A 19937-nucleotide genomic window follows, 5' to 3' on the forward strand; every position below is an offset into this window, starting at 1 on the left:
TCGGATCAGTAGATGCTGAACGGAAAATACTTGCGGTTGATGCGGTCATAGCCGCCATCAAGCCGCAGACGTTCGAGGGCGCTGTTGAGCGCTTCCCGTAAGTCGTCGTCACCCTGACGAACCGCGATGTGGGCCTTCGAAAGTAGCTCTTCGGAGTTGAGCGGTGCGCCGATGAAGTCATACTGCGATGATTCAGGTTGCTGCAGGAAATCGAGCAGGTTGATGGTATCGGACAGGACCAGGTCGGCCTGGCCCGACGTCAGCAGCTCCAGGGCCTGGACCTGATCGTCTGTCAGCCTGATCTCGCTGTTGGTGTAATGCTTGTTAAGAAAATCGGCCTGTATCGTACCGCGACCAGTGGTCAGCACTGCGCCGGCCAGCGCTGATGGCGTGCTTGCAGTGAAGCGTTTGGGGTCGCCGATAAAGATGGTATGGGAGCGGTAGTAGTAATCGGTAAAGTCCACGCGGAGGTCCCGTTCCGCTGTTTTTGCCATGCTGGCGACGACAAAATCGGCCTTGCCTGACTCAAGCAGTGGCAGTAACTGAGTCCACTCGGCCTCAACCATTTCGCAGTCGCGCTGCATGCGTTCACAGAGCGCCCAGGCAATATCCACGTCAAACCCGGTGAGCTCGCCACGTTCGTCAGTGTAACTGAAAGGGGGGTAGGTGCCCTCTGTGGCGATAACAAGCGGCTCTGCCGACAGGCTGGTGATCAGGCTTCCCAGTATCAGTGGCGGCAGCATCCGCTTGGGGAAGCGCAACTTCTTTGCCATATTCTTCTCCGACGAGGTCTCGACTTATCCATGAGAAACTATCGATAGCACTTGAGCGCTTCAGTGTAGCCTGAGATGGCACGGACCTGTTCATAGCTTCCCTTATATTACTCAAGAATTCTGAAACTGTCTTTTCGTCGTGTGATGAATACAAACTTTCTACTTGTTGGTGCCTCGTTGTAAATGGGGGCTGGTGAATTAAAAACGCAGGTTGTTCCTTGCCCCGGGTAAGTCCCCTGACTCTAAGCGAGTGGATGTCTGTAAGGGGCCGACCTGGCCGGTGGCAAAGGCGCTGCTGCAGATGATCTGACGGGGTCAGAGCGACTCATAGGCGGCGCTGCGGTTCCGACCTGCCTGCTTGGCCTGGTAAAGCGCCATGTCGGCCGACTGCAGAGACTTCTCCAGCGACTCGTTCTGACTCACCAGGTAGCAGCCGGCGCTGACCGTCACCTTGAGTGGCGCCTGATCGTCGTCGTAATGGATGTTGCAATCCCCGATGCCGCTGCGGATACGCTCGCTGAGGCTTTGCAGCGCGTCTAACTCGTCTGTCTGGATCAGCAGCAGAAACTCATCGCCGCCCCAGCGGGCGGCACAGTCATAACCGCGCAGTTGCGTGCGGACCTGAGCTGCGACCTCGAGCAGAACCTGGTCACCGGCCTTGTGGCCGTACTGGTCGTTGATCTCCTTGAAAGCATCCAGATCGATCCAGATCAAGCCGAACTGACGTCCTTCGCGTTCCAGCTGCTGGCGCACGCCCTCGAGACGCTCCTGCATGCCGCGGCGGTTAAGCAGCTCGGTGAGCGGATCGGTTTTGGTCAGGTTCTCCAGTGCTTCGGTACGCACCCTTACCTTGTACTCCAGGTCCAGACGTGCGCTCTGTACCGCCTTGGCCATGCCTTTGAAATGGTTCATCAGGCGGCCTATTTCCCCGGAAGGCAGGGCCTGCTCCAGGTTTTTCGGATAATGACCCTCTTTGATATCGTCCATCCCCGCTTCCAGCTTGACCAGCGGTGTGATGACGAAATATTTAAGTGCCAGATGCAGGAGTAACAGGCTGAGCAGCAGCATCAGCCCGAAGCTGAACAGAATGCCGCTGAACAGGCTGAACGGCAGCACCACCTCCAGGTCAAGCAGGGTGATCTCATACCAGCCGATCTCCGGCAGGTATGCGATGCCGGCCAGGTGGCGGCGACCGTCGATATCGACAAAACGGGTCAGTACCTGGTTCGGGTCGTTAACCAGCTGCTGCATCAGTCTGTGTACCGCACGCTGGTCATCCGGGTCGGAGAACAGCCGGTCAACCATGGTCTTGTCGCTGCTCGACTTGGTGATTGTGGCAAAGTCGATCAGGCTCTGGTCACGGTAGAGTTGAATCGCGCCGTCATGGTCGGTGAACAGGCTGGTGATGCCGGGTTCGTCCTGGTTGACCACCTCATTGATAAAGCTGGTCAGATCCAGACCGGTGCCGACCACCCCGAGAATCTCGTCGCCGTCGCGCAGCAGCATGTCGATCCAGAGCTTGGTAACACCGAGCTCCACATCCGGGTTCACGTTCAGGTGCATGTCCCGGTTTTGTTCAATGATGTCGTAGAACCAGCTGTCGGCGGGGCGGGAAGGGTCGAGGGTGTAGCGATACTGGGCACCGGCGTATTCATTGGCGGCGTTATTGTGGTAGTAATCGCCCGATGCCAGAAGGGCGACGAAATAGCTGTTGTCATGGAAGTTGAGGCGGTAGTTTTCCATCTCGGCGATGGCGCGCTGCTTCAACACCGGATCGTCCGGGTTTTGCGCCCACTCGATCAACTGCCGGGAGTGTGCGAACTGGCTGGACAGTGCGATCTCGCGCAGAATGGGCTGAACCGTGCGGGCTTTATCGTAAAGTACCTGCTTTTCGGCATAGCGGGTGGCCCACTCCTCGACGATGGATTCGGAGAGCTGGCGGACAAGTACCCAGATAATGGCCGCCGAGAGCAGGAAAAGTGCCATCATCAGCAGCATGAACCGGGTTTTGAGATTCATGGTCATACGCAGTCCGTTGCTGCATTAAAAGATAGAACGGATCATATCAGATATTTCTGAGTGTAAGATCAATACCAAAGTCGGCGCAGTGGAGAGTTGAAGCTGGCTGTAGCAGCCGAATGAAAGCGTTCAGGGCAAATTTAGAAGGTAGTAGAAGCGTTGATTCCGGGTTTGAGAAAAGGATCGCAAAAACGTACCTCGGGGCTGCTGGCACGGTTTCGCAGAGCATTGCTTTGGCTGCTGCTGGGGACGGTCGGCGTCCTGCTGGCTCTGCTGCTTGTACTGAAATACCTGGATCCTCCGGTCTGGAGCTGGCAGATGCACCGCTGGTTCAACCCGCCGGAGGAGTTCAGTGGCAAGTTTTACCACCAGTGGGTCGATCTGGAGGAGATACCGCTGTCGATGCAGCTGGCAGTGGTTGCCTCTGAGGATCAGCGTTTTCCGCTGCACTCCGGTGTCGATACCCAGGCGATCGGCGAGGCAGTCAACGAAGCGCTGGAAGGGGAAGGGTTGCGCGGTGCCAGCACCCTGACCCAGCAAACAGCGAAAAACCTGCTGCTCTGGCCGGGCCGTGACTGGCTGCGCAAAGGGCTGGAGCTGCCCCTGGCGTTCCTGCTGGAGTGGATCTGGGGCAAGGAGCGTATTCTTGAGGTCTACCTGAATATCGCTGAATTTGGTCCCGGTGTATTTGGCGTCGGTGCGGCCAGCGAGTACTGGTACCAGCGCCCGGTGCAGACCATCAGCGATAACCAGGCGGCACGGCTGGCAGCGATTCTGCCCAACCCCTGGCGCTACTCGGCGCAGCCGCCCGGTCCCTATGTACAGAAAAGAGCGCGCTGGATAGAGCGGCAGATGCGCCAGCTGGGCCTGGCCTGGCTGGACCCGATCCGGGACTGAAGCGGGGAATATCGCAGCCAGTTGGTCGGAAATTAGGCACGGCTGGGGTATACTGCCATCGATTCCGGCCGCCCGGCCTTTTCCGATACGCTCGATTTAACCGGTTTACTCCCTATGCAGACCCCGACCCCGCTTCAGGATCTGGCAAGCTTCAATGCCAGACGCGATCCCGCACCCTTTTTGCCGATGAGCCGGCAGGAGATGGAACAGCTGGGCTGGGACGCCTGCGATATCATCGTTGTCACCGGTGATGCCTATGTCGACCATCCCTCCTTTGGCATGGCGATCATCGGCCGTCTGCTCGAAGCCCAGGGCTTCCGTGTCGGTATTATCGCCCAGCCGGACTGGCACAGCGCTGATGCGTTCAAGGCGCTGGGCAAGCCGCGCCTGTTTTTCGGCGTGGCCGCCGGCAATATGGATTCCATGATCAACCGCTACACGGCGGACCGGAAGAAGCGTTCTGACGATGCCTACACGCCGGGTGGCAAGGCCGGTAAACGTCCGGACCGGGCCAGCCTGGTCTACAGCCAGCGCTGCCGTGAAGCCTATAAGGATGTGCCGATTATCCTCGGTGGTATCGAAGGCTCCCTGCGCCGTATCGCCCATTACGATTACTGGCAGGACAAGGTGCGCCGTTCGATCCTGCTGGATGCCCGTGCCGATCTGCTGCTTTACGGTAACGCCGAGCGTGCCGTGGTTGAGCTGGCGCATCGTCTCGATGCCGGCGAAGCGGTGGAAGAGATCCGCGACATTCGCGGTACCGCTTTCGTGCGCAAAGACACGCCCGAAGGCTGGATGGAGATCGACTCCACCCGTATCGACCGCCCGGGCAAGATCGACAAGATCATCAACCCCTATGTGAATACCCGGGATCTGGCCGCCTGTGAGATTGAGCGGGAAAAGGGCGGCGAAACCGCCGAGATGGATGCCGAAGATGAGCTGCAGGTGCTGCATATCGAGTCTTCGCCACGGATGCGACTGGATCGCGCCAAAACCGTGATCCGCATACCCTCCTACGAGAAGGTCAGCAAGGATCCGGTGCTCTACGCCCATGCCAACCGGGTACTGCACCTGGAGACCAACCCGGGCAACGCCCGGGCGCTGGTGCAGCTGCACGGTGATCAGGAGGTCTGGCTGAACCCGCCGCCGATCCCGCTGAGCATGGAGGAGATGGACTATGTGTTCGATCTCTCCTACGCCCGCGTGCCGCACCCGGCCTACGGCAAGGAGGAAATTCCCGCTTACAAGATGATCCGCTTCTCGGTGAACATCATGCGTGGTTGCTTCGGCGGCTGTACCTTCTGCTCCATCACCGAGCACGAGGGACGGATTATCCAGAACCGCTCCCAGGACTCCATCGTCCGCGAGATCAAGGAGATTCGCGACAAGGTGCCGGGCTTTACCGGCGTGATCTCTGATCTTGGTGGCCCTACTGCCAACATGTATCGTCTGGCGTGCAAGAGCCGTGAGATCGAGGCGGCCTGTCGCAAGCCCTCCTGTGTCTACCCGGGCATCTGCCAGAACCTGAATACCGACCATTCGTCGCTGACCAAGCTTTACCGCGAGGCGCGCAGCCTCAAGGGGATCAAGAAGATCCTGATCGCCTCCGGCCTGCGTTACGACCTGGCGGTGGAAGATCCGGAGTATGTGCGCGAGCTGGTGACCCACCACGTGGGTGGTTACCTGAAGATCGCGCCGGAGCACACCGAACGCGGTCCGCTCGACAAGATGATGAAGCCGGGTATCGGCACCTACGATGCGTTCAAGAAGATGTTTGAACGCTTCTCCGCCGAGGCGGGCAAGGAGCAGTACCTGATTCCTTACTTCATCGCGGCGCACCCGGGCACCACCGATGAAGATATGATGAACCTGGCGCTCTGGCTGAAAACCAACGGCTTCAAGGCTGACCAGGTGCAGGCGTTTTATCCCTCGCCGATGGCGTCGGCCACCGCCATGTATCACTCTGGCCGCAACCCGCTGCGCCGCCTGAGCTACAAGAAGAGCTCGGAGAAGGTGGAAACGGTGAAGGGCGAGCGTCAGCGCCGTTTGCACAAGGCGTTTCTGCGCTGGCACGATCCGGAAAACTGGCCGTTGCTGCGTGAAGCGCTGATAGCCATGGGGCGGGCGGATCTGATCGGGGATGGCGAGCACCAGCTGATCCCCAAAGATCAACCGGACGGTCAGGCCTACAATGCGCCGCGGCGCAAGAACTCCAGACAGTCTGCGCGCGCCGGCAAGGGCCGTATTCAGACCCAGCACAACGGTCTGCCGCCGCGGGATGATGGCTCGCGCAAGCCGCGCTCATCGGCGCCCCGCAAGCCGGGCACGCAGGTGCAGGGCAAGAGCAAAAGCCGGGGTAAAGGCGAGCGCAAGGCGCGTCGGGTTTAAGTCTGGTCCGCCGGACTTTGCCGAACGCATCACAGAGACAGCCAGGGAGGGCCAGGTTTGAAGTTGAGGCGCCGGCAATTACGCCGATACCCGAATCAGCAACTTCGCGCAAACAGGCCATTGTAATTGATCACAACTGGAGTATTATGCGGAAAAGGTTGTCCTCCGGTCGGCAACTTCAGGGCAGGCTGTCAAGCGTCCTGAAACGTATATCCACAACGGGATAGACGATGCAGCAAGACCGGACCCGCCAGCGGGTATGCTGGCACGGAGTTATTTTAAGTTTGATGCAACAAAACATTCGCGGGTTTTTGACCGCAAAGCTTCATAATCAGCCGGTACGATCCACATGTCAGGGAACGACGGCCTTTGAAGCGACAGCCACATCTCAGATTTCGGCCATTCCGGCCGCCGCTTTCCGTTTGACTCATGATTGCCAGCGTATCGTCGTCGACTCCGGCGTTTCGATCAGGGCAGCGCTGTGTCCGGAATTTGTCAGAGGTGAGATGGGCGCAGGGTGATCCCGGGCCCAGAGCGGCTTTAGTCGCAGATGAAATGTTCAGCGCCGCGGGAAAGCTCACGCGGTTGCCGGAACGGCGAGGCCAGGTTGCGTAGCGGCCTGTTATCGTCAAGCGGTTTTATACCGAGTGTGTCACAGGAGTGGCAGCCGGTTGAAATCGTCTGAAAAGGTCGAAATACAGGATTTCGGTCAGTTAGAAGTCACCAGTCAAAAGGCTGGTCTGAAAGTAAAAAGAAAGAGGCAAAACATGTCACAGCTCGTAACCGGCACCGTTAAATGGTTCAACGATGAGAAAGGCTTCGGCTTCATCCAGCAGGAAAACGGTCCTGACGTATTCGTTCACTTCCGTGCAATCAACGGCACAGGCCGTCGTACTCTGCACGAAAACCAGCAGGTTACTTTCGAAGTAACTCAGGGCCAGAAAGGTCCTCAGGCTGAGAACGTTACGGTCGTTGCTTAAGTAGCGCCCGTATTCAGGAGGATGGATATTCCGGTATCCATCCTCCGATATCTTCCCCCGCTTTACTCCCCGCTTTAACGCTTGCTCTCCGGTTAAAGGCCAAACTGGCCAAACCGTTTACATGCCCGTTTTCAGGCAGTTTCTCAGACGTTCGCTCATCGCTTCCGCATCCATCGCCCGATCGCTGATAATTTCAACCCGTGAATCCCGGCGCCAGCTACTCTCTCTGACCTCACGGTCATTGGACAGAGCCCGGTTGTAACTGATCCAGGCATGACCAAGACGCAGCACCGCTTTTATCCGCAGCGCGTCGGTGTCTGCATCGAGCAGTGCCAGGATCGAGTCCGTATCAAACAGGTCGTCGGCACTGAAGAGCCAGCTATAGCTATACATACCGTCCAGCTGCCCGGTTTGCAGCAGCGGGCTACCGGGTGCAGCCACTGAGGGTTCGGTTGCTGGCGTCTCCACCGGAGCCGGGCGGTTGATGGGGCTGAGGCTGGAGCCCGCCGCGCTGCGCTCGCTGCTCAGGTCTAGCAGCTCAAGCGGAATCTCGCCTCGGGTTGTCTGCACGACGCTGCGTTTCGGTGGAAACATGTTGTTGGAGAGGGAGACCGCCTCGGCAAGCTGCTGGGGGGCGCAGAGGTCGGTTTTGTTCAGCACCAGGATATCGGCCAACTCGATCTGGTCATTGAAGACCGGGTGTCGCAGGACCCGCGGCTCATCAAGGACCTGGGGATCGACCAGGCAGATCATCGAGTGCAGATCGATGGCCGCGTTGAAATCTGCGCCCTGCAGCAGGTCGACGATGCCCGTGGGGTGACCAAGTCCGGTGGGTTCGATCAGTAAACGGTCCGGGCGGGCCTCCCTGAGCAGCCGGGTCAGGGCCACACGCATTTGTGGGCCTCGGGTACAGCACAGGCAGCCACCGGGGATTTCGCTGATATGAACAGCGTCGTTGGCATCGAACAGTGACTGGTCGACGCCGATCTGGCCAAACTCGTTGACCAGTACGGCCCAGCGTTCGTGTGCCGGTTTGAGCCTGAGCAGGTGATTGATGGCGGTCGTTTTACCGGCGCCGAGGAAGCCGGTAACAATGTTGGTGGGAACCGATTTTACTATCCTGACCATGCGTCGCTTGCAGCCTTTAGGTGGTGAGCCTTATTCGAGCGCACATTGTCCTTGGCCGCCGGGCAGGCAGCAAGCAGAACCCCGGGTTAACTTTTCACGCGGGGTGAAACCGGCTGATCGATTCGGTCAGGCGCAGTCCTTCTCAAAACGCCGTTTGGCTTCGAGGTAACGGGGGGTCGGTCCGATATCCTCGTAGACCGGATCGTCATCTTCGACCCGGATGATCCGCTTGCCGGCACGGTAGGGAAGCTTCGCTTCCACCTCCATCAGGATATTGTGCAGCAGGCTGTTTGTGACCTCGTCGATACTCAGTCCATACACCTCGGCCAGCGCTCTCAGGCGGATCAGATCTTCCTGATCTACCTTCAGTGTCACCTCTTTCTGACTGGCGACGCGTTTAGCCCGGTGTTCAAGCTCATCAAGCAGGGAATTAATCTGTCTGTCTGGCATGGCTTATCGCTCTCCCGGCTAGGTTGGGTTACATCCTCATCATAGCCGAGAGTTTTGTGCGCTGCATATGGTATAGACAGGGCTATTTTTTCAGGAAGCCGCGACTCTGCAGAAACGCCAGCATATGGGGTCTGGCCTCTTTGACCAGCATGCCTGAAATCTGCTCGCTCCAGCTCATCTCTTTATTGCCGCCGGTACGGGTGCGGTAGTATTCGCGCACGTCGTTGTCGTAGGCGGCGATAATCTCCCGGTCCTGGTTGTCGTCATAACGTTCATGTTTGAGTACGGCCGTTAGCGGCAGACGCGGTTTGGTTTCCGGGTTCTGGTCCGGGTAACCCAGGCAGAGGCCGAACACGGGGTAGACCAGCTCCGGGAGTTCGAGTAGCTCGGCCACGCGCTGGATCTGGTTACGCAGGCCGCCAATGTAGACGACGCCCAGGCCCAGAGATTCGGCGGCAACCACGACGTTCTGTGCAAACAGGGCGCAGTCCAGAGAGGCGGTCAGGAACTGCTCGGTAAAGCCGGATTTCATCTCGGCAGCGTGCATGTCGCAGGCGATCTGGTGACGGTGCATATCGGCGCAGAACACCAGAAAACGGGGTGCCTCGGCGACATAGGCCTGGCCGCCGGTGCATTCGGCCAGCTGCTCCCGGGTTTCCGGGTTATCCACCTGAATGACGCTGCATGCCTGAATGAAACTGGAGGTGGCGGCGCTCTGGCCTGCTGCAACCAGCTGGTTCAGCGTCTCCTGATCGATCGGCTCCTGGCGGAATTTACGGATTGAACGGTGGCTTTTGAGCAGGTCTATCACGGCATTCATTGGGGTAAACGGACCTCTTTCGCTGGAAGGATGAGTGGATCGACTTCAGAACGGGATTCTAGCGCCCATGATGCAATCTCAAGCGGCGGTGGACCAGTGCAAAAAGTGCATCGCCGCTGTCTGGCTTATGCACCTTTATCGCTGGCCAGCAGCGTCCCGGTGGCCTCGGCAAGTGCCTTGGCGAGACCGATAGCGTTGCTTGGATGTGGCACCGATTCGCAGGTGGTGACATCCGCCAGCGCCTCCAGTTGCTGCCAGGCATCGCCGGCGAAAAGACCGTGTACGGCGATCACCCGGGCGCGGGGCAGGCCGGCCGCCTGCAGGTGTTTCAGTGTCTCCAGCATGGTGCGGCCGCTGGAGATGATATCGTCCACCAGTACCGGCGTATGGCTGCGCCACTTTTCCACATCCGGCAGCGAGACGCTGACGTCGTAATCGCCGCGGCGCTCCTTGCTGAGCACCTGAAACGGCGCATCTGCCAGTTTTGCCACCTCGGAAACCCACTGCTCGCTTTCGCTGTCCGGGCCGATCAGCAACGGCTTTTCAACCTGTTCGCTGATCCATTGGGCGATCATCGGTGCGGCATGCACCACCGCGGACTTCAGCGAGTAGATCTCGTCCAGCGAGTTGTAGCGGTGCAGGTGCGGATCCACGGTGACCAGCAGGTCGAGACTGCTGGATAACAGCCGGGCGAAAGGGCGTGAACTGACGCACTCGCCGGAGTGAAAACGTTTGTCCTGGCGCATGTAGGGCAGGTAAGGCGTGATCAGGCCGACCCGGTTGGCGCCGAGTTCCCGCAGCGTATCGGCAAGGAACAGCAGCCGCAAGGTGACATTGTCTGGCCGGTAGAGGTTGCACAGGATCAGGCAGTCCCGTTTGGCGGGCGCGGTGTGGACGCGCAGATAGCTCTCGCCATCGGGGAAGTGGCGCTGCTCCAGTTCGCCGTGGTCTGCGTCCAGGGCTGTACAGAGGCGGCTGCCGAGGTCTGGGTCGGCGTCCAGGTTGAAAAGCAGTGGTCGCATCAGGGTTGTCCTTTCGGCTCTTCGCTCAGGGTCATGACCAGTTTATGGTCAGTCAGGTATTCCACGGCGTAGTTCAGTTCGCCGGCGTTCTCCGCATGGATCGTCAGCAGGGGATCATACTGCTCTACCGTATCGCCGATCTTTACATGCAGCTCGATGCCGGCGGCCGGATCCGCAGGTGCTCCTGCCAGTTTGGCCACCTTTGCCAGCTGGCGGTTATCGATCCCGGTCACCCGGCAGTCATGGGGGGCGATCAGCGCGTAGCGATAGGGTGCAACCGGCGGGTGTTTCAAGCCGCCCTGAGCCGTGCAGATCGCGTAAAACTTGTCCCAGGCGGCGCCCGATTCGATCACGGACTGGGCGTGCCTTTCGCCCTCTCCCGGGGCGGCTTCGCCGGTCATCTCCAGCATGGCGCCGGCGATCTGGCAGGCCCGTTCCCGCAGGTCGGCGGGGGCGCCCGGCTTGTTTTTCAGTACCGCGAGAATGTCATGGGCTTCCAGCGCCGGGCCGATGCCGCGCCCGATCGGCTGGCTGCCGTCGGTCATCAGGGTTTTCAGCTGCAGACCCAGGTTGTCGGCCACATTACGGAAGCTCTGTGCCAGCTTGTCGGCCGCTTCCTGGCTGCGCACCTTGGCAGTGGGTCCGACCGGAATATCGATCAATACGTGGGTGGCGCCGGCGGCGAGCTTTTTCGACAGCACGGAGGCGATCAGCTGACCCTCGCTGTCGATATCCAGCGCCCGTTCAACCTGAATCAGCAGATCGTCCGCCGGGCTGAGACGCATGGCGCCGCCCCAGGCCAGGCATCCGCCCTGGGTACCGACCACCTGGCGCATCTGTTCAAGGGAGAGGCTGACATCGGTCAGCGTCTCCATGGTGTCGGCGGTACCGGCCGGGGAGGTGATGGCGCGGGAAGAGGTTTTCGGCACGGTCAGGCCGCAGGCGGTCAGAATCGAGACGACAATCGGGGTGGTGCGGTTGCCGGGCAGACCGCCGACACAGTGTTTGTCGATCACCCGTTCCAGCCCCCAGTCGATGCGGCTGCCGGCGTTGACCATCGCCTGGGTGAGGGCGGTGATCTCGCGATCGTTCAGGGATTCGTCGCCGCAGGCGGTGATGAACGCCGCCAGGTGTACATCGGCATAGCGGCCTTCAACGATATCGTTGATGATGCTCTGGATCTGCAGCTCGTTCAGCTCATGGCCATACACCTTGGCGCGAACGTGGGACAGCGACTGCACAGGTCTTGGGTGTGACAGCCAGACATCGGCATTGGGAGTGGCGTCCAGTCGCTCCCAGGCAGACTCGGAGAAGCCTGCCTGACTTGGGTCAAGCAACTCGGAACTGACCATGTTCAGTGAGGCGATGATGTGTCGGTCGCCGCAGTTGACCCGCACCCGTGACAGGCTGTCAAAACCTTCCGATCGGCAGATCGGGCTGTCGTTACGCAGAAAGAGTGTCGGCTCGTGGTGGGTATCTATACCCAGGCGGCAGGCCTTGAGGGGGGCCATCTTTTCCGGCGTGAAATGCATCCCGGTTTTATCCTTGAATTTTTACTCAATAGTAACGCAACTGAAGATCCGCGCGCAGTGCTCAGCGAAGGCAGACTCCCGGCACCGCCCCGGTACTGGTAGAATACCACGCTCATTTTCGCTGGCTGTGAACAGGACTCCCTCTGATGGAACGCAATTACCGGTTGGTTTTATCCTGCCCCGATCGTGTGGGCATCGTATCGATGGTCAGTAATTTTATCTCCAGCCATGGCGGCTCGATCACCGACGCCAACCAGCATTCCGACCCGATGAGCGGTTACTTTTTTATGCGCGTTGAGATCGATGCGTCGAGCCTGCCGTTCACACTTGAGCGCCTGCGTGAAGCCTTCGCACCGATCGCCGGTTCGTTCGATATGGAGTGGGCGATCACCGACTCCAGTGTGCCAAAAAAGGTGATACTGATGGCCAGTCGTCAGTCGCACTGCCTGGCTGATCTGCTCTACCGCTATCACAGCAAGGAGCTGTTCTGCGAGATCCCCTGTGTGATCTCCAACCACGAGGACCTGCGCTCGATGGTGGAATGGCACGGTATTCCCTACTTCTGCGTGCCGGCAGAGAAAGATAACAAGCAGGCGCACTTCAGCCGTGTGGATGAACTGATCCGCGAACACGATGCAGATACCGTGGTGCTGGCGCGCTACATGCAGATCCTGCCGCAGGAGGTGTGTGATCGTTATCCGCACCGGATCATCAATATCCACCACAGCTTCCTGCCGTCGTTTGTCGGCGCGCGACCCTACCATCAGGCCCATGACCGCGGCGTCAAGCTGATCGGTGCGACCTGCCACTATGTGACGCCGGACCTGGATGCCGGTCCGATCATCGACCAGGAGGTTACCCGGGTCAGCCACCGCAGCCTGCCGGAGGATATGGTGCGCCTGGGGCGTGACGTGGAGAAACTCACCCTTGCCCGGGGGCTGCGCTGGCACCTGGAGGACCGGGTGCTGGTCCACGGCAACAAGACAGTGGTGTTCGATTGAGGCCATATCGAAAGCCAGCCTGCCTGAGCTACTATTAAAGATTGGAAACCGTTATAGGAGAGCGCAGCGCTCATGAGTTTTACTTTCCCGGAAAAGCCGATGCTGATTTACCCGTCTCTGGCGCGCCAGATCGGGGTTGAACCGGCACTGCTGCTCGGTCTCTACCATGAGGCGATGGAGCGCAGCGGGATGACCGATGAACGCGGCAGGGCAGAGTTGCTGTTATCCCGCAGTCAGTGGCTGGCCCTGGCGGACTTCTGGGATGAAGGGCGGCTGCGCTCAGTGACCGAGCAGCTGGTCGAACTGGGCCTGATCGAGATCGCCTGGGGCGGCGCCGGTAACCTCAGGCTGAAGCTGGCTGCGGCCGAACAGACGCCCGTACCGACCAGGCGCCCTGAACCTGCTCCACCGCGGGAAGCGGGTGTGCGCCATATCCCGGTGGTGGATGAACCGCCGGCCCAGGGGCCACGTGCCTCCGCTCGTCAGCCCAATCTGGCCCGACAAAAGGGCCCTGCGCCCACCTTTGGTGGCAGCATCGGCTGGCGCCGGCACAAGGATGAGCTGGAGGAGATCTTCGAGCAGGCGGAGCAGCGCAACCAGAAGCTGCAGGCGATGTATATCGGTTGGCAGCCCTCCGACCTGTTTCACCAGTTGCTGCCGCGCTATGCGATTCCGGCCGATTTTGCCGACGGCTGTATCGATGAATTTGTGCTCTATTTTCTCGATAAGGACCGCAAGGAAACCAATTGGGATCAGAAGTTCCTCGCCTGGGTAAAACGGGAATGGGTCAAGAAGCAGACACAGGATGCGCGCGATCAGCGATACCAGCAGGAGCGCGAATCCGGCTCAACAGGAGCAGCGAAAGATGAAAACAGCCGATCAGATTCTCGGGAAAAGCGGAAACGGATTACCGCAGCGCTCATGGACATCAAGAACACCGACTGGTGATCGCGGTCATGAAGTGCGTGACCCCCGGGCCGGTTACGCTGACCGGGATCCCCAGGAACAGGTGATTCCCGATGAGACCAAGGTGCTGGTCAACATGATCTTCACCCGGTTTATGGCGATCTACGGGCACAAGTTCAAAAGCTGCTTCGAGACCGAACAGGAGATCCGCATCGCCAAGCGGGAGTGGGCGTTGAGTCTGCGCGGCTATGGCGAGCGCGAGCTGGTGGCGGCGATTAACCGCTGCAAGGAAACCCTGGCCTGGATGCCAACCATCTCCGAGTTTCTCAGCATTATCCGCGATCTGGATGGCGACTTCGGCCTGCCGCCACTGCGTGACGCCTATACCGAAGCCTGCATGTACGCCGATCATCCCCGTGAGCACGACTGGAGCCATCCGGCGGTGTATCTGGCCGGCCGTAACACCGGCTGGTTCGAACTGCGCAGCGAGGATGAACCGGAGGTGCTGCCCAAGTTCAGCTACCACTACGACGTGCTCTGCCGCCGTGTGCGTCAGGGCGAAGAGCTGGAGCTGCCGGTGATGCCGGCTATAGAGAACAAGCAGGACGGCACCCTTGCGCGCTTTATGCTCGCCTTCGGTGAAAAACAGGGCCTGCCCCCGGAAGAGGCCTGCAGTCTGCTTTACTACCTGACCCTGCCGAAGGGCAGCGCGGTGCGCAAACGCCTGAAGGCCCAGGCCCAGGAAAAGCTCGACAAACAGGGTAAAGGGATCCAGCTGCCCGACGAGCCGGGCGCGATCACCTGATACTGAGTTTGAACAGGGCTCGATTATCCATTGCGTCTGATATTAGCTGAGCGCAGCAAGGCGTCCCCTTCAGCGCCGCCGAGCATCGCAGCCTGAAAGAGAAACAGGGGACGGGTTGTTTGAGCGACGAAGGAGTGAGTTCCTGTAAGGTGAAGAGTCTGTCCCGCTCTTTCAGGCGAGAAGCACAGGGCAGTCGGCGAAGCCGACCAAGCGGCAGGGGTGGCTTGGGATTATTAAGGGCTTTGCATTAAAGCCCTTAATTCGCCAGCAGGCGAAACCTGCAACAGAAATATACTTAGGCCTAGAAGGCCACCCACATTAGTTTTAAGTGACTAATGCCTGTCATGGTCAGTGACGAGTAAACGTCTGCCCAAACATCTCCCCAATCGCCTTACTTAACTGCTCGCTGCGCTCGGGGCTGCGAAACGCCTGCATGATCAGCGCCCGTTGCGCCGGCATAAACATCAGGTCCGCCAGTACACGGCTGAATCCCGCCTGTCCTGCCTTGCCCTCGGAGAGTCGTTCCAGAAACGGTAGCAGCACGTCCGGCGCCTGCAGTGCCGAGCTGCAGCGGGTGGCGATGGCGACGATCACCTCCGCCTCCAGCGCATGCTCGCTTTGCAGAACCTTCATTACCTGCTGCTGTTTGAAGCGCTCGTCCGCTACGTTGGAAAGGCCGCGAATCAGTGCTGCCACCAGCAGGGCCTTTTCTTCGCCTTCGCTCAGCGCCGTTGTCAGGCGTCCTGCCAGCGCGTCGCGCACGACAACCGGTGGTGTGACATGCTCAAGTAGTGTGGCAATAGAGGCCAGCACCGGTTCCGGCATTTCGGTGATGCGGGCCGCCAGGGCTGGGCTGTTGTCATCCAGCCTGACCACCAGGTCGGCCAGCCCCTGCAGGGCCAGATCGGCCCAGCGATCCAGCGGCATAGAGCCGTTCACATACTGCTGGGCGGCCTCGTAATAGGCGGATGCCGGTGCGCCGGTGGCGAGTGCGGCGCGGGCATGGAAGATCGCCATCTTTTCCTGCTCGGGTTTGAAAGAGTAGGGATTGTCCTTCAGTGCATCCTCTTCCAGCGCGCCCTGCTTGCTGTTGACGGCGTTGAGCAGCAGCCGGCTGACCAGGTCGTCGCGGGCGGCCTGAACCAGGTAGCCCTGCTCATCCAGTGGCAGCTTCAGAAACCAGATGGCGTTCTGGGTGGGTTGCTTCGGGTGCCAGATCAGGATGCCGAGCCAGGCGTGGTGCAGAAACGGAGTGGGGTAGGGCGTGCGGGCCTCTTCGATACGCTCGAACTCCTCCGAGGTCAGCTTGCTGACGCGGCGGCCCATATCGAAGATACGTACGGCCGCGCCGGCTTCGCGCAGCACCTGCATCAGGGTCGGTTGTTCGTTGGGGCTGGTCATGGCGGCTCCTGATCGGGCATTGAGGGGCCGCTATTCTACCAGCTGCGTCTCAGCCGCTGAACAGGCGTTCCTCCGCCGCTTCTACCTGGCTCGGTTCGCCGGTCAGAATGACGATGTCGCCGCTCTGCAGCACCTCTTCGCCGGGCGGTGAACCCAGCTCGATATCGCCGCGTTTCAGCGCAACCACGCGCGCTTTCAGGGCGAGGCTTTCCAGCGTACGTCCGCTGGCGTAGCAGTCTTCGGTCAGCGTCACCGGGTGGCGAAGCTCGTTGGGGTCGCCGGTATCGGTGACTTTTTTCGAACGCTTGCCATGTAGGAAGCCGTGCAGCAGCTGGTAGCGTTCAGAGCGCACGGCATCGATACGGGAGCGGATATCCTCTTCCGGTATATCGAGCAGGGTCAGGATATGCGACACCAGCATCAGGCTGCCCTCCAGCGCTTCGGGGACCACCTCGGTGGCGCCGGCGTTCTGGTAAAGTTCCAGCTTGCTGTCATCCTGGGTGCGCACCAGCACCGGCAGGTCGGGGCAGTTGCGTTTGATCTGCTTCAGCGCCGCCATGCTCTCGCCGTGGTCCGGCACGGTCAGGATCAGCAGACGGGCACGCTCGGCGCCGATCGCCTTGAGGATGTCGGCACGGCGGGCGTCGCCGTAGAACATCGGTTCCCCGGCCTGAGCAGCCTCATGGGTGCGGAAGGGGTCGGAGTCTATGGCGATATAGGGAATATCCAGCGGCCTCAGAAAACGAGCGACGATCTGGCCAACACGGCCGAAGCCGCAGATGATCACATGGCCATCCAGATGCTCGCTGGCGTCGTTAAGCTCTTCGAGGCTGGGCTCTTTAACGCTGGCGCTCTGCGGAACTTTCTCGCGCAGCAGAAAGGAGGCGATCTGGCCGTTAAAACCGATCAATAGCGGGGTGATGACCATGCTGAGGATGATCGTGGCGGTAATAATGGCGTTCAGTTCGCTGCTGATCACGCCGTGACCCAACCCCAGTGCCAGCAGCGCGAAGCCGAACTCACCGCCCTGGGCTAGGCAGAGTGCCGAGCGCAGCGCGTTGTGTCCGTCGCGATTAACCCGGCCGACAACCAGGGCTATGATGGCGGCTTTGAGCAGCATCAGACTGCCGGCGCAGATCAGGATCCAGTGCCAGTTGGTGATCAGGGTGTCCAGGTTCAGCTGCATACCCACGGTGACAAAGAACAGACCCAGCAGTACGTCGCGGAAGGGACGGATATCCGCTTCCAGCTGATGCTTGTAGTGGCTCTCGCCCAGCATCATGCCAGCGAGGAAGCCACCCAGTGCCATGGACAGGCCGGCCGCGTGGGTGATCCAGGCGGCGGCCAGTGCAGTCACCAGCGCCATCAGGACAAACAGCTCGTCGGAGCGGGAGCGGGCGATCTCTTTAAACAGGGCTGGCAGCACGGTACGCCCCAGTACCAGCAGAACCAGCAGCAGACCTGCGCCCTGCAGCAGCGACATGAACAGCTCTTCGGAGTTGACCTCGCCACCGTTGCTGCCCAGCACCGGGACGATAATCAGGAAAAAGACCGCCGCCAGATCCTGGAACAGCAGAATGCCGAAGGAGATCTGGCCGTGCGGTGCACTGAGCTGATTGAGTCGCAGCAGCTCGCGGGTGACTACGGCGGTTGAGGACAGCGCCAGGGCACCTGCGATGACGATGCCGCTGTTGAGGTCGATACCCAGGGCCAGGGAGATCAGTATCAACGCCACGGTGGTCATCGCCACCTGCAGCGCGCCGAGACCAAATACCAGTCGCCGCATGGCGATCATGCGGGGCAGGGAAAACTCCAGCCCCAGCATGAACAGCAGGAACACCACGCCCAGCTCCGACATCAGCTCCATCTCGTGAGGATCGGCCATCTGCAGAGCAAAGGGGCCGATCACCACGCCTACGGCGATGTAGGCCAGGATCGGCGGCATGTTGAGCCGCCGGAACAGGGTCGTGGCGATCACCGCCCCCACCAGGATCAGTAGCAGCTGTTCAAAAAGCGAGTGTTCCATATATGTACTTCCCTGCCCTGGGCGCTTGCGGGGTGGCGCCCGGGTTACTGCCCCTCAGTGACGGCCCGGTCCAGATCGGCAATCAACTGCAATAACTGGTCTGTTTCGGCCTCGATCTGCTTGAAAGCTTCCTCGGCCATCGGTGCGATATCGCAGCTGGTTGGCAGCGGCATCTGCTCGACAATGATCTGTTCCATGCGCGGTAGCAGCAGCCACTGTACCCACTCATGAAAATCAAGGGTGTCCACGCAGAACGGCTGCTGACTCATCAGCGCTTCCGCTGACGGCATGGTTTCGGACCAGAGGTCGAGCGCACGCATTTCGCGCTCGACCTCCAGCAACAGGGACAGAATTTGCTGGCGTTGGCTCAACGTTGCCTCCGGGCGACTTTCAGGGTATCGGCGATCATGAAGGCCAGTTCCAGCGACTGGTCGGCGTTCAGGCGCGGATCGCAGTGGGTGTGGTACCGGTCGGCCAGACCCTCTTCGGTGATCTGGTAGGCGCCACCGATACATTCGGTCACATCGTTGCCGGTCATCTCGAAATGCACACCGCCGGCATAGGTGCCTTCGGCATTGTGTACCTCGAAGAAGCCCTGCATTTCGTGCAGGATCGCGGCCACATTGCGGGTTTTGTAGCCGTTACTGGCCTTGATGGTGTTGCCGTGCATCGGGTCGGAGCTCCACACCACGTTGGCACCCATCGCTTTCACGGCGCGCACCAGCGGCGGCAGCTTGTCGAGAATTTTTTCTGAACCCATGCGCGCGATCAGGGTAATCCGGCCCGGTGCGTTGTCCGGGTTCAGGGTGTCCAGCAGGCGGCGCAGGTCCTCCGGATCGGTGGTCGGACCCACCTTGATGCCGATCGGGTTATGCACACCGCGCAGGAACTCCACGTGAGCGTGATCCGGCTGGCGGGTACGGTCGCCGATCCACAGCATGTGCGCCGAGCAGTCATACCAGTCACCGGTCAGGCTGTCCTGTCGGGTCAGGGCCTGCTCGTAATTGAGCAGCAGCGCCTCGTGGGAGGTGTAGAAATCGGTCTCTTTCAACTGGGGTGTGTTGCTCGGGCTGAGACCGCAGGCCTTCATGAACGAAAGGGTCTGATCGATCTGGGCAGCCAGGTGCTCATATTTTTCATGCAGCGGGCTTTGTGCGACAAAGCCCAGGTTCCACTGGTGCACCTGGTGCAGGTCTGCCAGGCCACCGCCGGCAAACGCGCGCAGCAGGTTCAGCGTGGAGGACGCCTGGTGGTAGGCATCGAGCAGGCGCTGGGGGTCCGGGGTGCGAGCCGCTTCGGTGAATGCGATGTCATTGACGATGTCGCCGCGGTACGAGGGCAGCTCAATGCCATCGATGGTCTCGGTGCCGGATGAGCGCGGCTTGGCAAACTGGCCCGCCATACGACCGATCTTAACCACCGGGCAGCTGCCGGCGAAGGTCAGTACGATCGCCATCTGCAGCAGCAGCTGGAAGGTGTCCTTGATCTTGTTGGCATTAAACTCGGCAAAGCTTTCGGCACAATCGCCGCCCTGGAGCAGGAAACCTTCACCCCGGCTGACCGCTGTAAGGTCCTCTTTCAGTGAGCGGATCTCGCCCGCAAAGACCAGCGGGGGATACTTTGACAGCTTGGCTTCGGCCGCCGCCAGTGCGTCGGCATCGGGATAAACAGGCTGCTGGACGATCGGTTTTTCGCGCCAGCTGCTGGGGCTCCAGTTCTGCATGTGTGGATATCCAAGTACGTCTGATTATTAGTGAGCGCGCTCGCGCGCAGCCCCTAAGTGTATGTT

General features: G+C 60.1%; 17 protein-coding genes. 6 read left to right on the forward strand and 11 right to left on the reverse strand.

Annotation, left to right across the window (positions count from 1 at the left end; translation table 11 throughout):
* Window positions 1–5 precede the first annotated feature (5 nt).
* Window positions 6–773 carry a transporter substrate-binding domain-containing protein gene (locus ACQUQP_RS06540; RefSeq protein ID WP_432697997.1) on the reverse strand — a complete coding sequence of 256 codons (768 nt, stop codon included), beginning with the start codon at window positions 771–773 and terminating at the stop codon, window positions 6–8.
* A gap of 315 nt (window positions 774–1088) precedes the next feature.
* Complete coding sequence (locus ACQUQP_RS06545; RefSeq protein WP_432697998.1) at window positions 1089–2798, reverse strand: diguanylate cyclase domain-containing protein; 1710 nt, start codon at window positions 2796–2798, stop codon at window positions 1089–1091.
* Window positions 2799–2963: 165 nt separating this feature from the next.
* Here ACQUQP_RS06545 and mtgA point away from each other — a divergent pair, with 165 nt between their 5' ends.
* The 3 genes from mtgA to ACQUQP_RS06560 all read left to right on the forward strand — a co-directional run bounded on the left by mtgA (window position 2964) and on the right by ACQUQP_RS06560 (window position 7057).
* Window positions 2964–3689 (forward strand): monofunctional biosynthetic peptidoglycan transglycosylase, encoded by a 726-nt coding sequence (gene mtgA, locus ACQUQP_RS06550; RefSeq protein WP_432697999.1) that lies wholly within the window; start codon window positions 2964–2966, stop codon window positions 3687–3689.
* Between the two features lie 114 nt (window positions 3690–3803).
* A complete protein-coding gene (locus ACQUQP_RS06555; RefSeq protein WP_432698000.1) occupies window positions 3804–6077 on the forward strand; it encodes a YgiQ family radical SAM protein in 2274 nt (757 codons plus the stop codon).
* Window positions 6078–6844: 767 nt separating this feature from the next.
* On the forward strand, window positions 6845–7057 hold the full coding sequence (locus ACQUQP_RS06560; RefSeq protein ID WP_010325086.1) for a cold-shock protein: 213 nt from the start codon (window positions 6845–6847) through the stop codon (window positions 7055–7057).
* Window positions 7058–7174: 117 nt separating this feature from the next.
* Here ACQUQP_RS06560 and ACQUQP_RS06565 read toward each other — a convergent pair whose 3' ends face one another.
* The 5 genes from ACQUQP_RS06565 to ACQUQP_RS06585 form a co-directional block, all read right to left on the reverse strand.
* On the reverse strand, window positions 7175–8185 hold the full coding sequence (locus tag ACQUQP_RS06565) for a CobW family GTP-binding protein (RefSeq protein ID WP_432698001.1): 1011 nt from the start codon (window positions 8183–8185) through the stop codon (window positions 7175–7177).
* Between the two features lie 126 nt (window positions 8186–8311).
* Window positions 8312–8635 carry a hypothetical protein gene (locus tag ACQUQP_RS06570; protein WP_432698002.1) on the reverse strand — a complete coding sequence of 108 codons (324 nt, stop codon included), beginning with the start codon at window positions 8633–8635 and terminating at the stop codon, window positions 8312–8314.
* A gap of 82 nt (window positions 8636–8717) precedes the next feature.
* Window positions 8718–9455, reverse strand: coding sequence for an oxygen-insensitive NADPH nitroreductase (nfsA, locus tag ACQUQP_RS06575; RefSeq protein WP_432698003.1), 738 nt, complete (start codon window positions 9453–9455; stop codon window positions 8718–8720).
* Between the two features lie 125 nt (window positions 9456–9580).
* The gene (locus ACQUQP_RS06580; protein ID WP_432698004.1) at window positions 9581–10477 is read right to left on the reverse strand and encodes a ribose-phosphate pyrophosphokinase; all 897 of its coding nucleotides are present in this window, start codon (window positions 10475–10477) and stop codon (window positions 9581–9583) included.
* Window positions 10477–12009, reverse strand: a complete 1533-nt coding sequence (locus ACQUQP_RS06585; RefSeq protein ID WP_432698005.1) for a thymidine phosphorylase family protein — start codon at window positions 12007–12009, stop codon at window positions 10477–10479. The genes ACQUQP_RS06580 and ACQUQP_RS06585 overlap by 1 nt, the downstream gene beginning before the upstream one ends.
* Window positions 12010–12155: 146 nt before the next feature.
* Between ACQUQP_RS06585 and purU the strand changes: the two genes are divergently transcribed.
* The 3 genes from purU to ACQUQP_RS06600 all read left to right on the forward strand — a co-directional run bounded on the left by purU (window position 12156) and on the right by ACQUQP_RS06600 (window position 14721).
* A complete protein-coding gene (gene purU / locus ACQUQP_RS06590; protein WP_432698006.1) occupies window positions 12156–13010 on the forward strand; it encodes a formyltetrahydrofolate deformylase in 855 nt (284 codons plus the stop codon).
* A gap of 72 nt (window positions 13011–13082) precedes the next feature.
* Window positions 13083–13958 carry a DnaT-like ssDNA-binding domain-containing protein gene (locus tag ACQUQP_RS06595; RefSeq protein ID WP_432698007.1) on the forward strand — a complete coding sequence of 292 codons (876 nt, stop codon included), beginning with the start codon at window positions 13083–13085 and terminating at the stop codon, window positions 13956–13958.
* Complete coding sequence (locus tag ACQUQP_RS06600; RefSeq protein WP_432698008.1) at window positions 13876–14721, forward strand: replication protein P; 846 nt, start codon at window positions 13876–13878, stop codon at window positions 14719–14721. The genes ACQUQP_RS06595 and ACQUQP_RS06600 overlap by 83 nt, the downstream gene beginning before the upstream one ends.
* A 348-nt stretch (window positions 14722–15069) precedes the next feature.
* Here ACQUQP_RS06600 and ACQUQP_RS06605 read toward each other — a convergent pair whose 3' ends face one another.
* Genes ACQUQP_RS06605 through ACQUQP_RS06620 form a run of 4 tightly spaced genes read right to left on the reverse strand, consistent with a single transcriptional unit; the run spans window position 15070 to window position 19871 of the window.
* The gene (locus ACQUQP_RS06605) at window positions 15070–16122 is read right to left on the reverse strand and encodes a DUF3549 family protein (RefSeq protein WP_432698009.1); all 1053 of its coding nucleotides are present in this window, start codon (window positions 16120–16122) and stop codon (window positions 15070–15072) included.
* Window positions 16123–16171: 49 nt separating this feature from the next.
* Complete coding sequence (locus ACQUQP_RS06610) at window positions 16172–18148, reverse strand: cation:proton antiporter (RefSeq protein ID WP_432698010.1); 1977 nt, start codon at window positions 18146–18148, stop codon at window positions 16172–16174.
* Between the two features lie 44 nt (window positions 18149–18192).
* The gene (locus ACQUQP_RS06615) at window positions 18193–18519 is read right to left on the reverse strand and encodes a YqcC family protein (RefSeq protein ID WP_432698011.1); all 327 of its coding nucleotides are present in this window, start codon (window positions 18517–18519) and stop codon (window positions 18193–18195) included.
* Window positions 18516–19871 (reverse strand): class II 3-deoxy-7-phosphoheptulonate synthase, encoded by a 1356-nt coding sequence (locus ACQUQP_RS06620; RefSeq protein WP_432698012.1) that lies wholly within the window; start codon window positions 19869–19871, stop codon window positions 18516–18518. Before ACQUQP_RS06620 ends, ACQUQP_RS06615 begins: the two co-directional genes overlap by 4 nt.
* Between the last annotated feature and the right edge of the window lie 66 nt (window positions 19872–19937).

This window comes from Marinobacterium sp. YM272, from assembly GCF_050908845.1.
In the GTDB taxonomy this organism is placed as follows: domain Bacteria; phylum Pseudomonadota; class Gammaproteobacteria; order Pseudomonadales; family Balneatricaceae; genus Marinobacterium_D.

What these genes read in the sequence shown, in the direction of transcription:
- ACQUQP_RS06565 (WP_432698001.1), bottom strand. Translation starts at nt 8,185, where the DNA reads ATGGTCAGGATAGTAAAATCGGTTCCCACCAACATTGTTACCGGCTTC.
- nfsA (WP_432698003.1), bottom strand. Translation starts at nt 9,455, where the DNA reads ATGAATGCCGTGATAGACCTGCTCAAAAGCCACCGTTCAATCCGTAAA.
- ACQUQP_RS06595 (WP_432698007.1), top strand. Translation starts at nt 13,083, where the DNA reads ATGAGTTTTACTTTCCCGGAAAAGCCGATGCTGATTTACCCGTCTCTG.
- ACQUQP_RS06580 (WP_432698004.1), bottom strand. Translation starts at nt 10,477, where the DNA reads ATGCGACCACTGCTTTTCAACCTGGACGCCGACCCAGACCTCGGCAGC.
- ACQUQP_RS06540 (WP_432697997.1), bottom strand. Translation starts at nt 773, where the DNA reads ATGGCAAAGAAGTTGCGCTTCCCCAAGCGGATGCTGCCGCCACTGATA.
- ACQUQP_RS06555 (WP_432698000.1), top strand. Translation starts at nt 3,804, where the DNA reads ATGCAGACCCCGACCCCGCTTCAGGATCTGGCAAGCTTCAATGCCAGA.
- purU (WP_432698006.1), top strand. Translation starts at nt 12,156, where the DNA reads ATGGAACGCAATTACCGGTTGGTTTTATCCTGCCCCGATCGTGTGGGC.
- ACQUQP_RS06570 (WP_432698002.1), bottom strand. Translation starts at nt 8,635, where the DNA reads ATGCCAGACAGACAGATTAATTCCCTGCTTGATGAGCTTGAACACCGG.
- ACQUQP_RS06620 (WP_432698012.1), bottom strand. Translation starts at nt 19,871, where the DNA reads ATGCAGAACTGGAGCCCCAGCAGCTGGCGCGAAAAACCGATCGTCCAG.
- ACQUQP_RS06560 (WP_010325086.1), top strand. Translation starts at nt 6,845, where the DNA reads ATGTCACAGCTCGTAACCGGCACCGTTAAATGGTTCAACGATGAGAAA.
- ACQUQP_RS06545 (WP_432697998.1), bottom strand. Translation starts at nt 2,798, where the DNA reads ATGACCATGAATCTCAAAACCCGGTTCATGCTGCTGATGATGGCACTT.
- ACQUQP_RS06605 (WP_432698009.1), bottom strand. Translation starts at nt 16,122, where the DNA reads ATGACCAGCCCCAACGAACAACCGACCCTGATGCAGGTGCTGCGCGAA.
- ACQUQP_RS06585 (WP_432698005.1), bottom strand. Translation starts at nt 12,009, where the DNA reads ATGCATTTCACGCCGGAAAAGATGGCCCCCCTCAAGGCCTGCCGCCTG.
- ACQUQP_RS06610 (WP_432698010.1), bottom strand. Translation starts at nt 18,148, where the DNA reads ATGGAACACTCGCTTTTTGAACAGCTGCTACTGATCCTGGTGGGGGCG.
- ACQUQP_RS06600 (WP_432698008.1), top strand. Translation starts at nt 13,876, where the DNA reads ATGAAAACAGCCGATCAGATTCTCGGGAAAAGCGGAAACGGATTACCG.